This window comes from Cryobacterium glaciale, assembly GCF_004402535.1.
GTDB classification, from domain to species: Bacteria; Actinomycetota; Actinomycetes; order Actinomycetales; family Microbacteriaceae; genus Cryobacterium; species Cryobacterium glaciale.
The window spans coordinates 12,127-32,908 of record NZ_SOEY01000021.1; the positions used below are offsets into that span (position 1 = coordinate 12,127).

Consider the following 20,782-nt stretch of genomic DNA (forward strand, 5'->3'; position numbering starts at 1 on the left):
ACGGCGGCCTGATGCGTTGCTAGGCTTCGAAACGGTAGCCGAGGCCGCGCACGGTGACGAGCATGACCGGCTCCGACGGCGCCGCCTCGATGCGCGAGCGGATGCGTTTGATGTGCACGTCGAGGGTCTTGGTGTCGCCGAAATAATCGGTGCCCCAGACCCGGTCGATGAGCTGGCCACGGGTCAGCACCCGTCCGGCGTTGCGCAGCAGGAACTCAAGCAGTTCGAACTCTTTCAACGGCATGTTCACCAGCTCGCCGGAGACCGTCACGGCGTGCCGCTCCACGTCCATGCGCACCGTGCCAGCCGATAGCATGCTGTCGGCGTCGGTGGCGCTCTGGTCTTCGTGCCGCCGCAGCACCGCACGAATGCGAGCGACCAGTTCGCGGGTGGAATACGGCTTAGTGACGTAGTCGTCGGCGCCGAGTTCAAGCCCCACGACGATGTCGATCTCGGAATCCTTCGCGGTGAGCATGATGATGGGCACGGTCGAGCGCGTGCGAATCTCCCGGCACACCTCGGTGCCCGGAATGCCGGGCAGCATGAGGTCGAGCAGGATCAGGTCGGTGCCGTTCTGGTCGAATTCGCTGATCGCGCTCGGTCCGTCTTCGGCAACGACGACCTCATAGCCCTCACGTTCGAGCAGAAAGCTCAGCGGCTCGCTCAAAGCGCTCTCGTCTTCAACCAAGAGGATGCGTGTCATAGTGTGTCTCCTGCGGCCGCACGGGCGACCGGTCGCGGTTTGGTCGGGCGTGGTTCGATGATCGGCTCGGCCGCCTCGGGGAGGCGGATGGTGAAGGTGGATCCGCTGCCGGGCTGCGACCAGACACGAATATCGCCGCCGTGGTTCTGTACGACGTGCTTGACGATGGAGAGGCCGAGGCCGGTGCCGCCGGTGTGTCGGGAGCGGGCCTGGTCGACGCGGAAGAACCGCTCAAAGACACGGTCGAGGTCGGCTTCGGCGATGCCGACGCCCTGGTCCGTCACGGTGATCTCGACGATGCCCTTCTGCAGGCGCACGCCGACGCCGACCCGCGACCCTTCGAGGGAATAGTTCACCGCATTGGCGACGAGGTTGTGCACGGCGACGGTGAGCAGCGCTTCGTCGCCGAAGACCCGGGCGCCGGACTTCTTGCCGATGACGATCGTGATGCGTTCGGCCTCGGCGACGACCCGGCTCTGGTCCACCGCGGCGGCGACGATGTCGTCGACGCTGAGATTCTCCGGCTCCGCCAGGGCGTCCTGCGCCTGCAGCCGGGACAGTTCGATGATCTCCTGGGTCAGGCGACCGAGCCGTGCCGACTCTGTCGTTAACCGGTTGGCGAAGCGGCGAACCTGCTCCGGCTCATCCGCTGCCTTGTCGAGCGCTTCGGCGAGCAGTCCGACGGAGGCGATGGGGGTTTTCAGCTCGTGGCTGATGTTGGCCACGAAGTCGCGGCGCACCTCGTCGAGGCGGAAGGCTTCGGTGCGGTCCTCGGCCAGCAGCAACACGTAACGGGTGCCGAGCCGGGCCAGGCGCACCCGAAAGCGCATGCTCGCGTCGCCGAACGGGCCGCGGGACAGCACGAGGTCTTCGCTGATCGGCTCACCGGTCTGCCGCACCCGACGGGCGAGTTCGAGCAGTTCGGGGTGCACGAGCTGCTGGTTCCAGACCAGGCCGAGAGTGAGTGCGCCCGGGCTGGTCTTGATGACGTTGTTCGACGGGTCGAGCACGACGCCGGCGGTCTCGAGGGCGTCGAGCACCTGGTCGATACCGTCAGGAACGGCGGGGTTGACCACCTCGGAGGCGCGCCGCCCGTGGCGCTCGGCGACGTGCAGCAGCAGGACGAACCCGGCGCCGACACCGAGTCCGAGTGCCAGCGACAGCAACACCAGCCACGTCGATTCCATAAGTTACAGATTACTGACAGTCTCCGCTCGCCGTTCACAGCGGACCCGCCACGCGCCCTGTACTTTAGTAAGTGTTCAAGTGAGCGGCACCTGCTGTTAACCTGAATTCGACATCATAAACCGGGGGCCACGCTGGCCTCACCGATCGTGCGTGTTCGCGCGGCAAGGAAGGATCACCCCCATGCGCGATGTATTCCAACAGGAACTCGCCGAAGTTCAGCAGCGTATCGTCGACATTTCGCGCCTCGTCGCGATCTCGATCGACAAGGCCACCCGCGCCTTCAACGAGAGCGACGTGAGCCTCGCCGAAGAGGCCATCACCGAAGACGAGAAGATCGACGAACTGTCGGTGCAACTCGACGAACTCGCCATCACCATTCTCGCCCGCCAGCAGCCCGTGGCCCGCGACCTGCGCATCGTGGTCAGCGCCCTGCGCATCAGCGCCTCCCTCGAGCGGATGGGCGACCTCGCCACCCACATCGCCCAGCTGGCCCGCTACCGTTTTCCGGACAAGGTCATTCCCAAGAGCCTGCGCGGAACCTTCGCCGAGATGGGCGCCCTCGACGTGTTGATCGCGAATATGCTCACCGAGCTGCTCACCCACCAGGACCTGCACCTCGCCGAAACCATTCGCAACGAAGACGACAAGGTCGACGCCCTGCACCTGAGCGTGTTCGACGCCGTGCTCGGGGAAACCTGGAAGGGCCTCGCGGCCGACACCGTCGACGCGACCCTCGCCAGCCGCTACCACGAGCGTTTCGCCGACCACGCGGTCTCGATCGCCAAAAAGGTGCAGTACCTCGGCACCGGCGCCTGGCACCAGGACGACAACGCCTGATTTCCGGCACCTAGACGGCCCCGGAGTGTCCGCTCCGAGGCCTTCTTTTGTGGATTCATGGCGGCGACTCGCGCATAACTCCTGCAATTTGCACCGGCACTATTCTTCAGCCCCGGAATTACGCGGGACTTGCTGCCGCGTCTGAGAATTTGCAGGAGTTATGCGCAGGGAGCAGCCCGCTGGGAGGGCCGTGCGTACGGCCTGGCGGCTACTTCTTGTTCCCCTGAGCGGCTACGGCGGCCGCGCCGGCGGCCGCGGCTTCGGGATCGAGGTACTGGCCCGGGCCCAGCGGCATGAGGTCTTCGCCGAGCTGGTAGACGAGCGGGATTCCGGTGGGGATATTCAGCTCGGCGATGTCGGCGTCGCTGATGCCGTCGAGGTGCTTGACCAGGGCACGCAGGGAGTTACCGTGCGCGGTGACCAGTACCGTCTTGCCCGCGCGGAGGTCGGGTGCGATGTCGGACTGCCAGTAGGGCAGCATCCGCTCGACGACGTCCTTGAGGCATTCGGTGCGCGGCAGAGCGGGGCCGAGGTCGGCGTAGCGCGCGTCGTGCGCCTGCGAGAACTCGCTGGAGTCGTCGAGCACGGGCGGCGGGGTGTCGTACGAGCGACGCCAGAGCATGAACTGTTCCTGGCCGAATTTGGCCAGGGTGGCCGCTTTGTCGAGGCCTTGCAGTCCGCCGTAGTGGCGTTCGTTGAGGCGCCAGGAGCGCTTCACCGGGATCCACATGCGGTCGGCCTCTTCAAGCGCGAGGTTTGCAGTCTGGATGGCGCGGGACAGCAGGCTGGTGTGCAGCACGTCGGGCAGCAGGCCGGCTTCCCCCAGCAGCACGCCGGCCCGGGCGGCTTCGGTGGCGCCCTGTTCGCTGAGGCGAACGTCGACCCAGCCGGTGAACAGGTTCTGCTGGTTCCACGTGCTTTGGCCGTGGCGGAGAAGGACGAGTGTATAGGGGGCAGACATGTGCCCACTCTATCGAGGGTGGGCCCTATTCGCGCGGGCGGGCTGTCGCTCGCGGGGCGAATGCTGCTTTGTCTGGTTGCAGATGCGTGCACCATGTGCTTTTTCTGGGGGCACCCGCTTCGAGGGGCACCCGCACTGGGTCGGCCGTGCCCTCCTATCGCCGGCCGCCCGCTGCTAACTTCAAATGTCGGGATTCCGATGAAGTTTCGGGGTTGTGCCCACGGGGGCGTTCGGAACTGTTCAGTTCTATGAATGGATGCTCCGTGCCCGTTTCCCTTTCGCCTGCCCTCCCTCCCGTGCGTCCGCCAGTGCGCCGTTCGCTCCGCTCGGCGGCCATGGCCGTCATCACCGCGCTGGCCCTCACCCTGGGTGCGGGCCTCGTCGTGGCGGCGCCGGTCGCCGCTTCGGCCGCCGTGGCCGCCGTGCCGTCGACGCTGGGGTCGGAGTTCTTCGTTACCTTTGAAAGAAACGAGGGAGACCCGTCAACCCAGTGGCTCTATCTTTCGGGCCCCAGTAACTCGACGGTCAGCGTGCTCTGGCCGGACGGCACCTCATCAACAGAGACCGTCACAGCGAATACCGTGACGACGGTCAACGCCACCAGCAAATTTGCCGCCTATAGGAATACTGCCGCCGAAGGCACAGGCGGTCGCGCTGCCCAGCTCACAGCCTCGACCCCCATCACCGTGTATGGCCTGAACCTCCACCAGTACTCGAGTGATGCATTCGTGTCCCTTCCCGTTGAATCGCTGGGCACTACGTATCGCGCGTTGACCTTCCCGTCCTCTTCCGCACGCCTGTCCGTTGTGGCGACCGACGCGGGCACGACGACGGTGACGCTGACGCCAGCGGCCGCACTGGTCAACCACGCCGCCGGCAGTCCCTATGAGATCACCCTCACCCAGGGCCAGTCCTACACGGTCACCGCATCGGACGTGAGCGGAACACTTATCACCGCCGACAAGAAAATCAGCGTGACGAGCAGCACCGACTGCGTGAACATCGGCGGCGGATACTGCGACCACGTCGTCGAGGTCATGCCGCCCGTCACTGCGTGGGGCATGGACTTTCTGCTGCCCGACTCCATCAACTCGATGTACCGAGATTCCTACCGCGTTCTCGCTGACCAGGACGGAACCATTGTCACCGTGGGTGGCGTGCAGATCGCTACCCTGAACGCTGGCCAGGTGGGCAACTTTGGCGGGTCCAGCGGTTCAGTACCGCGCGTCGACAGGCTCACCTCCAACAAGCCCGTACTCGTTCTCAAGGGTTTCGGCGGCGGCAGCTATGACGGCCAGACCGGAGACCCGGCGACGACCCTGATCTCCCCGACACTTCAACTTTTGAACAAGTACACCGTCGCCACCCCGGCTTCCGGGTTCGCCGTCAATACCCTCACCGTCATCGCGAAAACCGGCGATATCGGAGCCGTGATGCTCAATGGCACACCGATCGCGTCCAGCAACTTCACCGCCGTCGATTCCACCGACTATTCGGTCGCCCGCCTGCGCGTCGCCCCGGGCAGTTTCGCCATTTCGGGACCGTCAAACCTGGCCGTCTACATTGAGGGGTTCAACGCAGCGAACTCCTACGCGTACGCCGGTGGTTACGCCAGCGTCAACCTCATCGAGAACCCGAGCGGCACCACGCCGAGTAGCGCAACGATCGCAGGCGACACGGTTGTCGAGCAGACCCTGACCGCCGTGGCCAACCCCGCACTCCCCCTGACCAGCCCGACATACGTGTGGATGCGCGGCGGCGTCGCCATCGACGGTGCCACCAGCGTCGATTACGTGCTCGTGCCCGCCGACCTGGGCACGGTCATTTCCGTCGCGATCAGCGGCACCAATACGGACTCCGAGCCGGAGACCGCGACGAGCCCGGGAACCTCCCCGATCGCGGCGGCGCCGTTCACGACCGCTCCGGTGCCGACGATCTCGGGAACGACGACCGTCGACCAGTCGCTGACCGCAGCCTCGGGCACGTGGTCGCCCAGTGGCGCAACGCTTTCCTACCAGTGGATGCGAAACGGCCAGGTTGTTTCCGGCGCCACCGGCAGCACCTACCCACTCACCGCGGGTGATCTCGGCGCTGTGCTGACCGTCGCCGTCACCGCCGTCAAGACCGGCTACGTCACCGAGACGACTGTGAGTGCCGCTTCGGCGGCCATCGCCGCCGCCGTGTTCACCGCGACGCCGGTGCCGACGATCAGCGGAAACGCTGCCGTCGACCAGACCCTCAGCGCTGCCGCCGGCAGCTGGGAGCCCAGCGGAGCCACCCTGACCTACCAGTGGCTGCGCAGCGGGTCCCCGGTCATCGGCGCGACCGCGAGCACTTACCCGCTCACCGCCGCCGACCTCGGCGCCGTCGTGACCGTCACCGTCACCGCGGTGAAGGCCGGGTATGTAACCGCGTCAACCACGAGTGTGGCGACGGCCGCGGTTGCGGCCACACCGTTCACCGGAGTCCCGGCCCCGATCGTGACCGGCACCCCCATGGTCGACCAGACCCTGACGGCCACCGCCGGCGACTGGGCCCCGACCGGAGCAACCCTCACCTACCAATGGCTGCGCAACGGATACCCGATCACCGACGCCACCGGCAGCACCTACGCGCTCACCCCGAATGACCTCGGCGCCGTGCTGACCGTGGAGGTCACCGCCGTCAAAACTGGGTATGTCACCGAAACGGTCGACAGCCTGCCGAGCGCGATCATCGTCGCCGCACCGTTCACAATCGCACCGATTCCGACGATCAGCGGCACCACCACCGTCGAAGAGACGCTGACCGCGACCACCGGCGACTGGGCCCCGACCGGAGCGGCGCTGACCTACCAGTGGCTGCGCGACGGTTCTCCGGTCGATGGCGCCACCGACGTCGACTACCTGTTGGGCGTCGCCGACTTCGATAGCGTACTGACCGTTCAGGTCACCGGCGTCAAGACCGGGTACGTCACCGCGACCACGGAAAGCCTGCCCACCACGGCCATCGCCGCCGCCGCGTTCACGACGATCGCCGTTCCGGCCATCACCGGGTATGCCATGGTCAACCAGACGCTGACCGCGACGGTCTCCGACTGGGCACCCGTGGCGACCACGATCGGGTGGCAGTGGCTGCGCAACGGCGTGCCGATTGACGGAGCCACCGGCAGCACCTACCTGCTCGGCGCTGCGGATGAAGGCGCCGCGATCACCGTGACCGCGACCGGCGCCTCGGCTGGGTACATCACCGAGACCACGGTCAGTGCGGCCTCCGCCGCCGTCGCACCGATCCCGGTCAACTCGACCCCGGCACAGACGCTGACCGCCGACAAGGGCGGCCTGATCACCGTCTCCGGCTACGGATTCATCCCTGGTGAAAACGTCGAAGTCTGGCTGCACTCTACCCCGATGCTGCTCGGCACCCTCATCGCCGCCGCCGACGGAACCGTCACCGGCGCATTCGCCCTGCCGACCGGAACGATCACCGGAATTCACCACATCGTGCTCACCGGCCTGGTCTCGGGCAGCGTCACCTCGCTCGACATCACCGTTGAGAAGCCCGCCGCGTTGGCGAGCTCGCTCGCTAAGACCGGCACGGAGGCCAGCCTCACCGGCTGGCTCGCCCTGCTGCTCGCCGTCAGCGGACTCGGACTCGTGCTCGTGCGCCGCCGCGTCCTGGCTCGCAGCTAGGCACTCTCAGGCCTCGTCGGGGGCTAAATCAAGTAAAACCGACCACAACGGATGCTGCCACCCGCGTTATTGCGCGGGTGGCAGCATCCGTTTGGCAAGGGCGCGTGCAGAACTGATTGCGATCGTGCGGGCTAGTGACCGGGGGTGCGGATACCGAGGCGCGGCAGACGGGGGATGTCGGCGACGGACCCGGCCGACTGCGGCACGATGATCTCCTGGCTGGCCGAGATGGCAATGCCCTCGGACTGCACGTAGAGCGTTGACGCGGCCGGAATGGTGCGCTTGATCACCGCGAGCGCGATCGGGCCGAGCTCGTAGTGGATTGCGCTCGAGGTGATGGTGCCGACGTTTACCCGCTCGGGCTCGGATTCTGGCCTCTGGCGGTCGGCCTGCACCGGGTCGCCCGGGGCGGGCAGCACGCCCTCCGACCCGTCGAGGTGCAGCATGACCAGGCGGCGCGGCGGGTGGCCGAGGTTGTGCACCTTTGCCACGGTTTCCTGCCCGCGGTAGCAGCCCTTGCTGAGGTGCACGGCGGTGCGCAGCCAGTCGAGCTCGTGCGGGATGCTCTTCTCGTCGACCTCGCGAGCCCGGCGCGGACGCCAGGCGGCGATGCGCAGGGCTTCGAGGGCGAGGAGTCCGGCGGGAGTTGTTTTCGCGGGTACTGCGGTGGCGGCGGGTACTGCGGTGGTGGCGGGCGCTGCTCCGTCGGGCCGGGCGGGCGCGGCTGCCGCGGCCGGGACGGGCGCGGCAGAGTCGGACACCAAGGCGGATGCGACGGCGGGCGCGGCTGCGAGAGCTCCGGTGGCGAGGGCGTCACGCAGAGCGGACAGGCTCGCGCGCGGCACAAGGGTTTCGGTGTAAGTCCAGTGGATTCCGGGGTGCTCGGGGGTTTCCGCGTACTGGTAGCCTCCGCGGGCGACTGCGGCCCAGGGGTCGAGCCAGGTCAGTGGCACGTCGTTCGGGGCGGCAGCGGCGAGGCCGACGGTGGCGGGGGCATCCGTCATGGCGCCGATTGTGGCGTAGGCGAGGGTGTGGTCGACGACCTGAACGCGGAGCATGAACTTCATGCGGTCGAGGAACGTCTGCAGGCCGGGGAGCTCGGCGGCTTCGACCAGGAGCCAGGTTTCGACGCCGTCGTCGAGCACGCGGATGGCGTATTCGAGGTGTCCGGTGGGGTCGAGCAGCAGCATTTCGGTGGATTCGCCGGGCTTCACGCTTTTTAGTTCCTGGCTGGCGATGGAGTTGAGCCAGGTGAGGCGGTCGGGGCCGGAGACGGAGAGCACGCCGCGGTGGGAGAGGTCGACGATGGCGCGTCCGGCGGCGAGCGTGCGCTGCTCGATCATGGGGTTGCCGTAGTGGGCGGCGACTCCGGTGTCGATTCCTTCGGCCTGGACCGCGCCGGGCAGGTCGAGTAGCGGGGATTCACGGGTCGTGGCTACGGGGTCAGTCATGTCGCTCAATTCTGCCGGCCCGGGTTGAGGGGCGGCCGCGTGGTTCATTCGTATCAACAGTACGGCCGTGCGATTTATTCGGTGCGCGGGGCGACTCGTCGGGCGACCGGGCCCACCTTCGGGAACCGGGCCCATGATCTACCATGGGCCCGGTTCCCGGGCCCGGGCCCGGAAAGAACAAGAGGGGGCTACTGGACGCGGGCCAGGCGGCCGGAGGCGTGGGTGCGCAGGTCCTGGCCGAGGGCGGCGATGTCCCAGGCCCAGAGCAGGTGGTTGTCGACGAGGCCGTAGAGGCGGGTCGCGGCCGCGTAGGGCTTGGCGCCCGCGGTGCGCAGCACGGCATCCGTTGCGAGGTCGATGCGCGGACCCTTGACCTGGCCGAGGTAGAGCTCAGCGACACCGCCGGGATGCACGAGCGTCACCTCAATGTCGAAACCGCCATCACGGTTGCGCAACGTTTCCACGGCAGCGGCCGAGGTGAACGGACGCTCACCGGCTCCGGGCAGCATGCCGGGCCCCGGGTCACCATCACCCTGGTGACGGCTGAGCCGCCAGTAGCCGGTTTCCGTGACCAACGGGGTTCTCTCATCGGACATCATCTCGGGCGGCAGGATCAACGCGTGCGTTTCAGCGGATGCCGCAGCGTGCGTTTCGGAGGCGGCGTCCGTTTCGGAGACGGCGCCCGTTCCGGGGGCATCCGTTTCGGCGGCATCCGTTTCGGCGGCGGAGCGCCTGCCGGTGACATCCGTTTCGGCGGCGGCGTCCGTTCCGACGGAATCCGAAGCCGAGGAGGTGGCATCCGTTCCGGCGGCGACGTGCGGGTTGGCGGAAGCGGCATCCGCTTCGGATGGCGTCACGGGCTCGAGCCAGGTGTAGGAGCTGTAGTTCAGGTGCGGCAGGCCGTCGTGGCTAAAGCTGATGCGGTGACCGAAGGTGCGGCTGACCGATTCGTCACCGATCTTGTATTCGAGGACGCCGGAGCCTTCCCAGACTCCGATCAACCAGGAGAGTGGAACAAGTTCGGACGGCAAACCGACCGGGAGGTCAAACATGCGTACTTACCGCTGCCCCCGGAACAGCTTGAAGACGACGATGCCGGAAACCCAGGCGATCGACAAGCTGGCAAGTCCGAGCAGGCCGAGGAAGAAAAGTTCTAGCGCTAACAGATCCATGCTGCGAGTCTAGTGGGACTGTCAGACCAGGGCGACGATGACGGTCGCGACCACGAGAATGACCAGGCTTCCGGCAATGCTCATCGTGACCCGTTTGACGTAACCCTCTTTGCTGCCGGTGGCGATCTGCAGGCCGAGCGTGACGAGGGTGCAGACGGCCAGGGTGAGGCCTATCCAGCCGATCGCGGAAGCCGGAGTGGCCAGAATCGCGGTGAGAACGGCGCCCACAATCGCCAGGATCCACACGGTTGCAATCGTTTTCCAATGCCAGTTCACGTCTCTATTGTGCCTGACCGCCCGCGTTCCATGGCACGCTAGTATGAAATTCGAGATACTTGGAGGGCGCCCGTGGCGCAGTTGTTGATCCTGACCTCGGCGGCCAACAATGACGTGCTCCCCGCCCTGGCGTTGCTGTCGCACAGCGCACGGCTGATTCCTGCCCAAGCGGACCAGCTCATTAACGCACCCGATTCGGACCTCATCCTGGTCGACGCCCGCAGCAACCTCGCCGCGGCCAAATCGCTCTGCCAGATTCTGCGCACCATGGGCAGCTCGACTCCCCTGCTGCTCGTGATCACCGAGGGCGGCCTCGCCGCCGTCAGCCCGGACTGGGGCGTCGATGATGTCATCCTCGACACGGCCGGGCCCGCCGAAGTGGATGCGCGCATCCGCTTGACCGCTGGCCGCCTCGCCCGCACCGAGCCGTCGAACACGATTCGCGCGGCCGGGGTCGTCATCGATGAAGCGAGCTATTCGGCGAAGGTGCACGGCAAGCCGCTCGACCTCACCTATAAGGAATTCGAGTTGCTGCGGTTTCTGGCGGCGCACCCGTCGCGCGTTTTTACCCGCGAACAGCTACTGAGCGAGGTCTGGGGCTACGACTACTTCGGCGGCACCCGCACGGTCGACGTGCACGTGCGGCGCCTGCGGGCCAAGTTGGGCGACCAGGAGTCGCTCATCGGCACGGTGCGAAACGTCGGATACCGATTCAACGTGCACGAAGAGAACGATGAGCGGGTTCCGAATTCTGTCCGCTCTTAAGCCAGCGGATGCCGCGGGGCTGGCCGAGTTTCACCGCGTCGCCGCCTCGGCGCTCGCGTTCGACGGGTATGCGCCGTTCAATGAACAGGCGCTGTTCGATTTGCAGGCAGGCCTGCGCACCGCCTATTTGGTGACGGTTCCTGGAATGGCGGTGTCGCCAGCCAGCGACATTGGGGACGAAGTCGCTGAGAGCGACGACGTCGCGGACGAAGTCGCTGAGAGCGACGACGTCGCGAGCTCGATCGTCGTCGGGGCGGCGCTCGGCGGACGCGGGGAGATCGACCTCGTAATCAGCCCGGAATATCGGCGCCGCGGGTATGGCCGCGACGCTGTTCGTGAACTGGCCGCGACCGAACCGAACGGCCTGACCGCTTGGTCCCACGGCGATCACCCGGCAGCGCGGGCCCTCGCGACCGAACTCCGATTCGTCGCCGCCCGCACGTTGCTGGAGCTGCGCAAGCCGCTGGTTGCGGCGGGCGAAACGCCGCAAGCCGGCGCAGCCGAAACCTCGGCCGGGACGACCGCGGCGGCCGGCGAAGCGGGGGCTGGGGCATCCGCTTTAGAGGGCATTTCGGCGTTTCGGGTCGGGAGCGACGACGCCGAGTGGGTGGCGCTCAACGCGCTCGTGTTTGCGACGCACCCGGAGCAGGGCGCGATGACCGAGGCCGACCTCACCGCGCGGCAGGCCGAATCGTGGTTCAACGCCGATGACTTTCTGATTCTGCGGGATGCTGACAGCCGCATGATCGGCTACAACTGGCTCAAGGTCGACGGCGCTATGGGCGAGATCTATGTGGTCGGGGTGCATCCGGATGCCGCTGGTCGCGGCCTCGGGCGTGCGCTGATGCAGGCCGGCCTGCACCGCCTGGTCGCCGCCGGTTGCACCACTGCCGCACTCTATGTCGAGGCCGACAGCCTCGGCCCGGTACACCTCTATCGGGCGCTCGGTTTCGCCGACCACACGGTTGACGTGCAGTACCGTCGCCTGCCGGACTGAAGCCCGGGTCGGCGGGGCTAATTCAGGCAATCCGCCGGCTGCCCGACGTCACGGGCCGCGCATCAGGAGGACGAGCACGGACGCGTAACTCCTGCAAATTCTCAGGCGCCGCCGCACGTTCCGCGTGATTCCGGGGGTGCAAAACTTGGCGGCCACAAATTGCAGGAGTTATGCGCGTGGGGGGCGGGTGGATTCAGGCAATCCGCCGGCTGCCCAGCCCGGCTTGACGAGCCGCCTGCAGACTGGTCAGGGCGCAAATTGCAGGAGTTATGCGCGTGGAAGCGCGTCTAACAGTGGGCAAATTACCAAGCCGCCACGCCGAAAAAGCAAGGCCCCTGAGAATATTTCGCCTGACGTTCACCCGGTTCGTCGCGGTGAGATGACCAAGGATGTCAGGATGGACAGATGGACGGCGAAACTACCCAAGCAGACTCGGGTCTCACAGACTTTGACGATGATTTTGAACCTCTGATCGAAAAACTCGACCCGGCACTGCCCGACGACCGCTACCTCGACCGCGAGCTGAGCTGGCTCGCCTTCAACCAGCGGGTGCTGGAACTGGCCGAAGACGAGTCGCTGCCGGTGCTCGAACGCACCAACTTTCTCGCCATCTTCGCGAGCAACCTCGACGAATTCTTCATGGTGCGGGTCGCCGGCCTGAAGCGCCGCATCCTCACCGGACTGGCCGTTCCGACCAACGTGGGCCGGGCCCCGCAAGACGTACTGAGCGACATCTCGGCCGCCGCGCACGCCCTGCAGGACCGCCACGCGCTCGCCTTCCAGAGCCTCGTGCGCCCCGCCCTCGCCGCGGCCGGCGTCGACGTCGTCGACTGGCAGAGCCTCGGCGACGCCGACCGTCGCTCGCTGCGCACGTACTTCTCCAACCAGATCTTTCCGGTGCTGATGCCCCTCGCGGTCGACCCGGCGCATCCGTTCCCTTATATCTCCGGCCTGTCGCTCAACCTGGCCGTGCGCGTGCGCAACACCAAGACCGGCAAGCAGGAGTTCGCCCGGCTCAAGGTGCCGCCGATGCTGCCGCGTTTTGTGCGGGTGGATCGCAGTGAGTCGGTCGAGCGCATCCGCTATATCGCGCTGGAAGATCTCATCGCCAACCAGCTCGGCGATCTGTTTCCGGGCATGGAGATTCTGGAACACCACGTGTTTCGGGTCACCCGCAACGAAGACGTCGAGATCGACGAAGACGAGACCGAGAACCTGATCAAAGCGCTCGAGAAGGAGCTGCTGCGCCGCCGGTTCGGCCCGCCCATTCGGCTGGAGATCACCGAGGACATGGACGAGGTCACCCTCGGCCTGCTCGTGCGCGAGCTCGACGTGACCGAGCAGGAGGTCTACCACCTGCCGGCGCCGCTCGACCTCGGCGGCCTGTTCGACCTGCGCATCGACCGCCCCGACCTGCACTTCGTCAAGCACGTGCCCACGACGGCGGCCCAGCTGCTGCCGAGCGAGCCGAACGCCGAGCAGGACATCTTCGCGGCGGTCGCGCGGCGCGACGTGCTGCTGCACCACCCGTACGAGTCGTTCGCGACGAGCGTGCAGGCGTTCCTGGAGCAGGCTGCGGCCGACCCGAACGTGCTCGCCATCAAGCAGACGCTGTACCGCACCTCGGGCGACAGCCCCATCGTCGAGGCGCTCATCGCCGCCGCTGACAGCGGCAAGCAGGTGCTCGCGCTGGTCGAGATCAAGGCCCGCTTCGACGAGCAGGCGAACATCACCTGGGCGCGCAAGCTCGAAAAGGCCGGCGTGCACGTGGTCTACGGGCTGGTCGGCTTGAAAACGCACTGCAAGCTCGCCCTCGTGGTGCGCTACGAGAAGGGCGTGCTGCGGCACTACAGCCACATCGGCACCGGAAACTACAACCCGAAAACCAGCCGCATCTACGAAGACCTCGGCCTTCTGACAGCGGATGCCCAGGTCGGCAAGGACCTCACCCGCCTGTTCAACGAGTTGTCGGGTTACGCGATTGAGAAGAAGTTCAAGCGCCTGTTGGTGGCCCCGCTGCACCTGCGTAAGGCCCTGCTCAAGCAGATCCAGACGGAAACCGACAACGCGCTCGAGGGCAAGACCAGCGGCATCCGCATCAAGGTCAACTCGATGGTCGACGAGGACATCATCGACGCGCTGTACCGGGCCAGCCAGGCCGGGGTGCACGTCGACGTCTGGGTGCGCGGCATCTGCAGCCTCAAGCCGGGCGTCACAGGCATGAGCGAGAACATCAGGGTGCGGTCGATTCTCGGCCGCTACCTGGAGCACTCGCGCCTCTTCTCCTTTCACAACCTCGGCGAAACGCAGGTGTATATCGGCAGCGCCGACATGATGCACCGCAACCTCGACCGCCGGGTCGAGGCGCTCGTGCGTCTGGTCGATCCGGAGCACCTGGTCGAGATCGAGGCCCTGTTCGAACGGGCGATGGATCCGCGTACGTCGAGCTGGTGGCTCGACGAGACCGGCCACTGGACCCGGCACGACCTCGACGAGCACGGCGTGCACCTCAGCGACATGCAGAACAAGCTGATGCAGCAGATCAGCGCGCGCAAACGGCCAGCCGGGCGTCGCTGATGGCGGTGAAATCCACCGACGTTTACGCCGCCGGGGCCGTCTGCTGGCGGTTGATCGACGGCCGCATGCACGTGCTGCTGATCCACCGCACGGTGCACGGCGACGTGACCATTCCCAAGGGAAAGGTGGACCCGGGCGAGTCGCTGCCCCGCACCGCGGTGCGCGAGGTCGAGGAGGAGACCGGGCTGGACGTGGCGCTCGGGGTTCCGCTCGGAGTGTCGCACTACGACATGCCCGACGGTCGCACCAAGATCGTGCACTACTGGGCCGCCGAGATCACACCGGAGGCGATAGCGAAATCGACCTTCGTGCCGAACGGCGAGGTCGCCGCGATCGAATGGGTCACCATCAAGAAGGCCCGCACCTATCTGAACTACCCGGCGGATGTCGAGATTCTCGAGACGTTCTCGGCGTTGGTCGATGCCGGCGTCACCCGCACGTTCGCGGTCATCGCGCTGCGGCACGGCAAGGCCGCGCCGCGCACCGGCGCCGGGCCCGACGCGCGTCGTCCGCTGACCGCTCGCGGGGTGTCGCAGGCGGCGGGTCTGGTCGACACGATCACGGCGTGGCGCCCGCTGCGCATCATTTCCAGCACGGCAACGCGGTGCGTCACGACGGTGGCTCCGCTGGCGGCTTTTACCGGGATTCCGATCAAGCAGACCGAGCTGATCAGCCAGGACGCGCTCGAAAGCGGCGAAGCGGATGTTCGCACCGTCGTCGGCAAGCGGGTGCGCGCCCGCAAGACGGCCGTTCTGTGCAGCCACGGACCGGTGCTGCCGGAGATCATGCGCGAGATCGCGCTGGCCACCGGGAGCCAGCCGTCGGCGACGCTGTTGGACGCGGGGCATCTGGACACCGGCGGGTTCTCGATCGTGCACCTGTCATCGGAGAACCCGGCCGCGGGCATCCTCGCCATAGAGACGTACCCCGCGACGGCTTAAGTTTCGCGGGTGGGGCCATCCGCTCGTCGAGGTGTGAGTTTTGGGCACCGAGGTGTGAGTTCTGGTCCATTCCTGGGCGTTGAAACGTTCAAGACTCACCCCTCGACGACGTCGAGGCGTGCGAGATGTGGCCGCGGCCGGCGCGGGAAGCGTTATCTCGCGTTTACCTTCCGTTTACCGACAGGACGGTCGGCGGTTACTTCACTTGCTTAGCCTCCTTCATGGGCCAGCACCGGCCCGGTACCTCGCAATCACAGTCTTGTCATAACCCTCGAAAGGGATTACACGTGAACTTCAAGCGTTTCGGCCGCCCCGCGGTCATCGCCATTGCCGCAGGCCTCGCACTCTCGTCCTGTGCAGCAAACGAGGGCGCCGCCCCCGCCGCCGACGCATCGGCCAGCACGCTCACCGGTACCCTGAACGGCGCCGGCTCTTCCGCGATGGACGCCGCCCAGCAGGCCTGGATCGCCGCATTCCAGACCGCCAACACCGGCGTCACCATCAACTACGAGCCCTCCGGCTCCGGCGGCGGCCGCGAAGCCTTCATCGCCGGCGGCACCGACTTCGCCGGCAGCGATTCCTACCTGGGCACCGACGAGCTGGCCGGCGAATTCGCCTCCTGCGTTCCCGGTACCAAGGCCGTCGACCTTCCGGTCTACATCTCTCCCATCGCCGTGATCTTCAACGTCGAGGGTGTTGACGAACTCAACATGGACGCCGACACGCTCGCCAAGATCTTCTCCGGCGCGATCACCACCTGGGACGACGCGGCCATCGTGGCGCTGAACCCCGACGCAACGCTCCCCGCTGAGACGATCAACGCCGTGCACCGCTCGGACGACTCGGGTACCACCAAGAACTTCACGGACTACCTCGGCCAGGCCGCTGCTTCCGGTCTCTGGGACGAAAAAGCCTCAGACACCTTCCCGTTCGGCGGCGAAGGAGCCAAGGGCACCTCGGGCGTTGTTGACGCTGTCACCAACGGCACGAACATGATCGGCTACGCCGACGCATCGCAGGCCGGCACGCTCAGCACCGCCAAGCTCATGGTCGGCGACGAGTTCGTGGCCTACACCCCCGAGGCCGCGGCCGAGGTTGTCGTCGGATCGCCCCTCGTGGCCGACCGCGCAGCCGATGACCTCGCGCTTGACCTGAACCGCAAGACCACCAACCCGGCGGAATACCCGCTGGTTCTGGTGAGCTACGCGATCGTCTGCAACGAGTACGCCGATGCCGCCCAGGGTGAGCTCGTCAAGGCTTACGTCGAGTTCATCTCCAGCGCCGAAGGACAGGCCGTCGCCGAAGAAAACGCCGGCGTCGCACCGATGACTTCCGAGCTCATCGATAACGTCGCCGCGGTTCTCGCGACCGTCAAGTAACAACTGAACGAAGCTGCCCGGTCCGTTCTCGCACAACTGCGAGGGCGGATCGGGCAGACTGGGGTGTACGGCCGCTTGCGTCCAGCCGCCGTACACCCCCTTTTCGCACAATTTCACGAGTTCGACGCTACAGTTCGACGCTATTTAGGAGACCGGCATGACCACAGCTGCCGCCACGACCATCAAGGCCAGGCAACGCCCGGGCGACCGCATCTTCTCCTCGGCCACCCTCATTGCCGGCAGCCTGATTCTGGCCGTGCTCGCCGCCGTCGCGATCTTTCTCCTGGTTGAGAGCCTGCCGGCGTTCGTCGCCGACCCGGCCGAATTCAGCGGAGACACGACGAACTTCTGGTCCTACGTCGGTCCGCTCGTCTTCGGCACGATCTACTCCGCCATTCTGTCGCTGATCATGGCGGTGCCGGTCGCTATCGGCATCGCGCTGTTCATCTCCCACTTCGCCCCGCGCAAGCTCGCGCAGGGCCTCGGTTACCTCGTGGACCTGCTCGCCGCCGTTCCCTCGGTCGTGTTCGGCCTCTGGGGCATCGGCGTACTGGCTCCGCTCGTGCAGCCCTTCTACGCCAACCTCGTGGACTGGTTCGGCTGGTTCACCCCCTTCGCCGGCCCGGTCTCGGGAACCGGACGCACCATCTTCACGGTGGCCATCGTGCTCGCCGTGATGATTTTGCCGATCATCACCGCCATCTGCCGCGAGATCTTTCTGCAGACCCCGCTGCTGCACGAGGAAGCCGCCCTGGCCCTCGGCGCCACCCGCTGGGAGATGATCCGCATGGCCGTGCTGCCGTTCGGACTGCCCGGCATCATCTCGGCGTCGATGCTCGGCCTCGGCCGCGCCCTCGGCGAGACCATGGCCGTGGCCATGGTGCTCTCCCCCAGCCGCGAGGTGATCTTTCAACTACTCACCGCTCAGAACTCCAACACCATCGCCTCGAACATCGCGCTGAACTTTCCCGAGGCAAGCGGCGTCGGAATCAACATTCTGCTCGCGACCGGCCTCATGCTCTTCGTGGTCACCCTGCTCGTGAACATGCTGGCCCGAGCCATCATCAACAGCCGTAAGGCATTTTCGGGAGCCAACTGATGACATCCGTTTTGGACGCTGCCCCGCTCACCAACTCGCTCACCGCTGGCAAGCTGCCCCGACGTTCGTCGCTGTGGATTTTGCTGGCCAGCTGGGCCGTGTCGGCCGCCGTCTTCGCCATGCTCTTTCTGTCGGGAACGGTCGACGGTTTCAACGTCGTCGGCACGATCGTGTTCGGCACGGTGCTGTACTGCTTTGCGATCTACGTGCTCTCCCGCCTGGTCGAGGGCTCACGCAAGGCCAAGGACCGGCTGATGACGGCGCTCGTGACCGCCGCCTTCGTCATCGCCCTGCTGCCGCTCGTATCGATCATCTACACCACCGTGGTCAACGGGCTGCCCGCGTTCCTGACGCCGACGTTCTTCACCTCCTCGCAGCGCAACGTGGTGGGCGCGGGCGGCGGCGTGCTGCACGCCGTCATCGGCACCCTCATGGTGACCGGAATGGCCACGCTCATCTCGGTGCCGATCGGTCTGCTCACCTCGATCTACCTCGTCGAATACGGTCGCGGCCGCCTGGCCCGCGCCATCACCTTCTTCGTCGACGTGATGACCGGAATCCCCTCGATCGTTGCGGGACTGTTCGCCTTCGCACTGTTCGCGCTGCTGTTTGACGACCCGGGCATCCGTTTTGGGTTCGGTGGGTCGATCGCGCTGTCGGTGCTGATGATTCCGGTGGTGGTGCGCTCGAGCGAAGAGATGCTCAAGCTCGTGCCGAACGAGCTGCGCGAGGCCGCTTTTGCACTGGGGGTACCGAAGTGGCTGACCATTCTCAAGGTCGTGCTGCCGACATCCATTGCCGGAATCGTCACCGGTGTGATGCTGTCGATCGCCCGCGTGATCGGCGAGACTGCGCCGCTGCTGATCATTGCCGGCTTCACGTCGAGCATGAACTACGACCTGTTTGGTGAGCGCATGATGACGCTGCCGGTGTTCGTTTACACGCAGTACGCCAACCAGGGCGCGGATTCGCAGGCGTATATCGACCGGGCCTGGGCCGGAGCGCTCACCCTGATCGTGATCGTCATGGTGCTCAACGGACTCGCTCGCCTGATCGCCCACTGGTTCTCGCCCAAGCTGGGCCGCTAACTCTCCCGCTTTAGAAAGATCGTAGAAAGGGACTTATGTCCAAGCGCATCGAAGTCAACGACCTCAACGTGTACTACAGCAATTTTCTGGCCGTCGAGGGCGTCTCGATCGTGATCGAGCCGCGCACGGTAACCGCGTTCATCGGGCCCAGTGGTTGCGGAAAGTCCACCTTCATTCGCACGCTCAATCGCATGCACGAGGTCATTCCCGGCGCGCGCGTCGAGGGTGAAGTGCTCATCGACGGCAACAACCTGTATGGCCCGGGCGTGGACCCGGTGCTGGTGCGCCGCCAGGTCGGCATGGTCTTTCAGCGGCCCAACCCGTTTCCGACCATGTCGATCCAGGACAACGTGCTGGCCGGAGTGAAGCTCAACAACCGTCGCATGTCGAAAACGGATGCCGACGACCTCACCGAAAAAGCCCTCCGCGGCGCAAACCTGTGGAACGAGGTCAAGGATCGCCTGGCGCGGCCCGGATCGGGCCTCTCGGGCGGGCAGCAGCAGCGTCTGTGCATCGCCCGCGCGATTGCGGTCGAGCCCGACGTGATTCTGATGGACGAACCGTGTTCGGCGCTCGACCCGATCTCGACGCTGGCCATTGAGGACCTCATCGAAGAGATGAAGAGCGAGTACACGATCGTGATCGTGACGCACAACATGCAGCAGGCCTCGCGGGTGTCGGACCGCACCGCGTTCTTCAACATTGCGGGCACCGGCAAGCCGGGCAAGCTTATTGAGTATGACGACACCACGACGATCTTCTCGAACCCAAGCGTGCAGGCGACCGAGGACTACGTGTCTGGGCGGTTCGGGTAGGGAGTTTGGGGTATCCGCTCAGCGCGGGTTTCGAGTGCCGGAAGAACCGCTGGTCGAGGAGCGCGCACGCACCTCGCGCGCGTCTCAAGACCTGGTGAGACAGCCTGCGAAAGCCGGGCAGGCGGGGGCTACCGAGGGGTCTCGAGACGCCGGCGAAAAACGTGCCGGCTCCTCGACCAGCGGGGGTGCCGGCTCCTCGACCAGCGGGGGTGCCGGCTCCTCGACCAGCGGGGGGCGGGGTGGGCGCGCCTCGTCGGCTAGCCGGCCAGGAGGGCGGCGCCGTGGGTGGCGCGACCGGCCAGGAGGGTCGCGGCCACGGGCATCCGTTCGAAGGTGGCGTCGGAGACCGTGAGCGGATCGCCGTCGAGCACCGCGATGTCGGCTACGTCGCCGACTCGCAAACGGGTTCGTGAGCGGGCTGAGGCGGCAAGGGCCTGAGTGCGGGTGATGACCTGGTCGGGGCGCCAGGGTTCGCGTGCGTCGCTGCGGGCCCGGGACGACGCAGCGCTCATGGCGGTGAAGGGGTCGAGGGGGGCGACGGGGGCGTCGGATCCGAAGGCGAGGGTGGCGCCGGCGTCGAGCAGCCTGCGCAGGGCGAAGACGCGGTCGGCGCCGGCGGGCCAGTTGAGTTCGACCGCGTCGCGGTCGTCGAGGGCATGCTCCGGTTGCACGCTCGCGGTGACGCCGAGGCGGGCGAAGCGGGCGAAGTCCGCTGACTGCAGAAACTGGGCGTGTTCGATGCGTCCGGTTGTGGCGGCGCGGCCCGTGCCGTGGGCGGTGGTGGCGCGGCCGATGCGGTGGGCGGTGCCGGCGTTGGCGGCCAGGGAGGCGCGCGCCGCGGCGAGTTCGGCGCTGCCAGGGC

Annotated in this window: 16 protein-coding genes and 2 pseudogenes; 10 read left to right on the top strand and 8 right to left on the bottom strand. The window is 66.4% G+C overall.

The window, feature by feature from the left end; translation table 11 throughout:
* Positions 1–19: 19 nt before the first annotated feature.
* Both E3O06_RS11030 and E3O06_RS11035 read right to left on the bottom strand, forming a co-directional pair.
* A complete protein-coding gene (locus E3O06_RS11030) occupies positions 20–703 on the bottom strand; it encodes a response regulator transcription factor (RefSeq protein WP_134503445.1) in 684 nt (227 codons plus the stop codon).
* Complete coding sequence (locus tag E3O06_RS11035) at positions 700–1,890, bottom strand: sensor histidine kinase (protein WP_134503446.1); 1,191 nt, start codon at positions 1,888–1,890, stop codon at positions 700–702. Before E3O06_RS11035 ends, E3O06_RS11030 begins: the two co-directional genes overlap by 4 nt.
* Positions 1,891–2,071: 181 nt before the next feature.
* On the opposite strand from E3O06_RS11035, the gene phoU reads away from it, so the two are divergent.
* Complete coding sequence (gene phoU / locus E3O06_RS11040; RefSeq protein ID WP_134503447.1) at positions 2,072–2,728, top strand: phosphate signaling complex protein PhoU; 657 nt, start codon at positions 2,072–2,074, stop codon at positions 2,726–2,728.
* A gap of 208 nt (positions 2,729–2,936) precedes the next feature.
* On the opposite strand, the gene E3O06_RS11045 is transcribed toward phoU, so the two are convergent.
* Positions 2,937–3,689 carry a phosphoglyceromutase gene (locus tag E3O06_RS11045; protein WP_134503448.1) on the bottom strand — a complete coding sequence of 251 codons (753 nt, stop codon included), beginning with the start codon at positions 3,687–3,689 and terminating at the stop codon, positions 2,937–2,939.
* 263 nt (positions 3,690–3,952) lie between these two features.
* Between E3O06_RS11045 and E3O06_RS11050 the strand changes: the two genes are divergently transcribed.
* On the top strand, positions 3,953–7,360 hold the full coding sequence (locus E3O06_RS11050; RefSeq protein ID WP_134503449.1) for an IgGFc-binding protein: 3,408 nt from the start codon (positions 3,953–3,955) through the stop codon (positions 7,358–7,360).
* 131 nt (positions 7,361–7,491) lie between these two features.
* Here E3O06_RS11050 and ygfZ read toward each other — a convergent pair whose 3' ends face one another.
* From ygfZ to E3O06_RS11065, 4 genes and pseudogenes are all read right to left on the bottom strand, one after another.
* Positions 7,492–8,811, bottom strand: coding sequence for a CAF17-like 4Fe-4S cluster assembly/insertion protein YgfZ (ygfZ, locus tag E3O06_RS11055; RefSeq protein ID WP_166788184.1), 1,320 nt, complete (start codon positions 8,809–8,811; stop codon positions 7,492–7,494).
* Positions 8,812–8,999: 188 nt separating this feature from the next.
* Positions 9,000–9,401 (bottom strand): annotated as a pseudogene (locus tag E3O06_RS18275) (nitrobindin family protein); the annotation flags it as partial.
* A 267-nt stretch (positions 9,402–9,668) separates the two neighbouring features.
* Positions 9,669–9,863: pseudogene (locus E3O06_RS18280) on the bottom strand (heme-binding beta-barrel domain-containing protein); the annotation flags it as partial.
* A gap of 141 nt (positions 9,864–10,004) precedes the next feature.
* A complete protein-coding gene (locus E3O06_RS11065; RefSeq protein WP_134503452.1) occupies positions 10,005–10,259 on the bottom strand; it encodes a hypothetical protein in 255 nt (84 codons plus the stop codon).
* Between the two features lie 72 nt (positions 10,260–10,331).
* On the opposite strand from E3O06_RS11065, the gene E3O06_RS11070 reads away from it, so the two are divergent.
* The 8 genes from E3O06_RS11070 (at position 10,332) to pstB (ending at position 19,920) form a co-directional block, all read left to right on the top strand.
* Positions 10,332–11,024: a response regulator transcription factor gene (locus E3O06_RS11070; RefSeq protein ID WP_134503453.1), complete on the top strand. Its 693-nt coding sequence runs from the start codon at positions 10,332–10,334 to the stop codon at positions 11,022–11,024.
* Complete coding sequence (gene mshD, locus E3O06_RS11075; RefSeq protein WP_134503454.1) at positions 10,993–12,021, top strand: mycothiol synthase; 1,029 nt, start codon at positions 10,993–10,995, stop codon at positions 12,019–12,021. The genes E3O06_RS11070 and mshD overlap by 32 nt, the downstream gene beginning before the upstream one ends.
* Positions 12,022–12,426: 405 nt before the next feature.
* Positions 12,427–14,598 carry an RNA degradosome polyphosphate kinase gene (locus E3O06_RS11080; RefSeq protein ID WP_134503455.1) on the top strand — a complete coding sequence of 724 codons (2,172 nt, stop codon included), beginning with the start codon at positions 12,427–12,429 and terminating at the stop codon, positions 14,596–14,598.
* Entirely contained in the window at positions 14,598–15,539 is a 942-nt protein-coding gene (locus E3O06_RS11085; protein WP_166788185.1) for an NUDIX hydrolase, read from the top strand. The genes E3O06_RS11080 and E3O06_RS11085 overlap by 1 nt, the downstream gene beginning before the upstream one ends.
* A 287-nt stretch (positions 15,540–15,826) precedes the next feature.
* Entirely contained in the window at positions 15,827–16,918 is a 1,092-nt protein-coding gene (gene pstS, locus E3O06_RS11090) for a phosphate ABC transporter substrate-binding protein PstS (RefSeq protein WP_241980104.1), read from the top strand.
* Between the two features lie 157 nt (positions 16,919–17,075).
* Positions 17,076–18,017 (top strand): phosphate ABC transporter permease subunit PstC, encoded by a 942-nt coding sequence (gene pstC, locus E3O06_RS11095; RefSeq protein WP_134503457.1) that lies wholly within the window; start codon positions 17,076–17,078, stop codon positions 18,015–18,017.
* The gene (gene pstA, locus E3O06_RS11100; RefSeq protein WP_134503458.1) at positions 18,017–19,105 is read left to right on the top strand and encodes a phosphate ABC transporter permease PstA; all 1,089 of its coding nucleotides are present in this window, start codon (positions 18,017–18,019) and stop codon (positions 19,103–19,105) included. Before pstC ends, pstA begins: the two co-directional genes overlap by 1 nt.
* Positions 19,106–19,140: 35 nt before the next feature.
* Positions 19,141–19,920: a phosphate ABC transporter ATP-binding protein PstB gene (gene pstB / locus E3O06_RS11105; protein ID WP_134503459.1), complete on the top strand. Its 780-nt coding sequence runs from the start codon at positions 19,141–19,143 to the stop codon at positions 19,918–19,920.
* Positions 19,921–20,177: 257 nt separating this feature from the next.
* Here pstB and E3O06_RS11110 read toward each other — a convergent pair.
* Positions 20,178–20,782: amidohydrolase family protein (locus tag E3O06_RS11110; RefSeq protein ID WP_166788186.1), on the bottom strand; the 605-nt coding region annotated here is incomplete at its 5' end.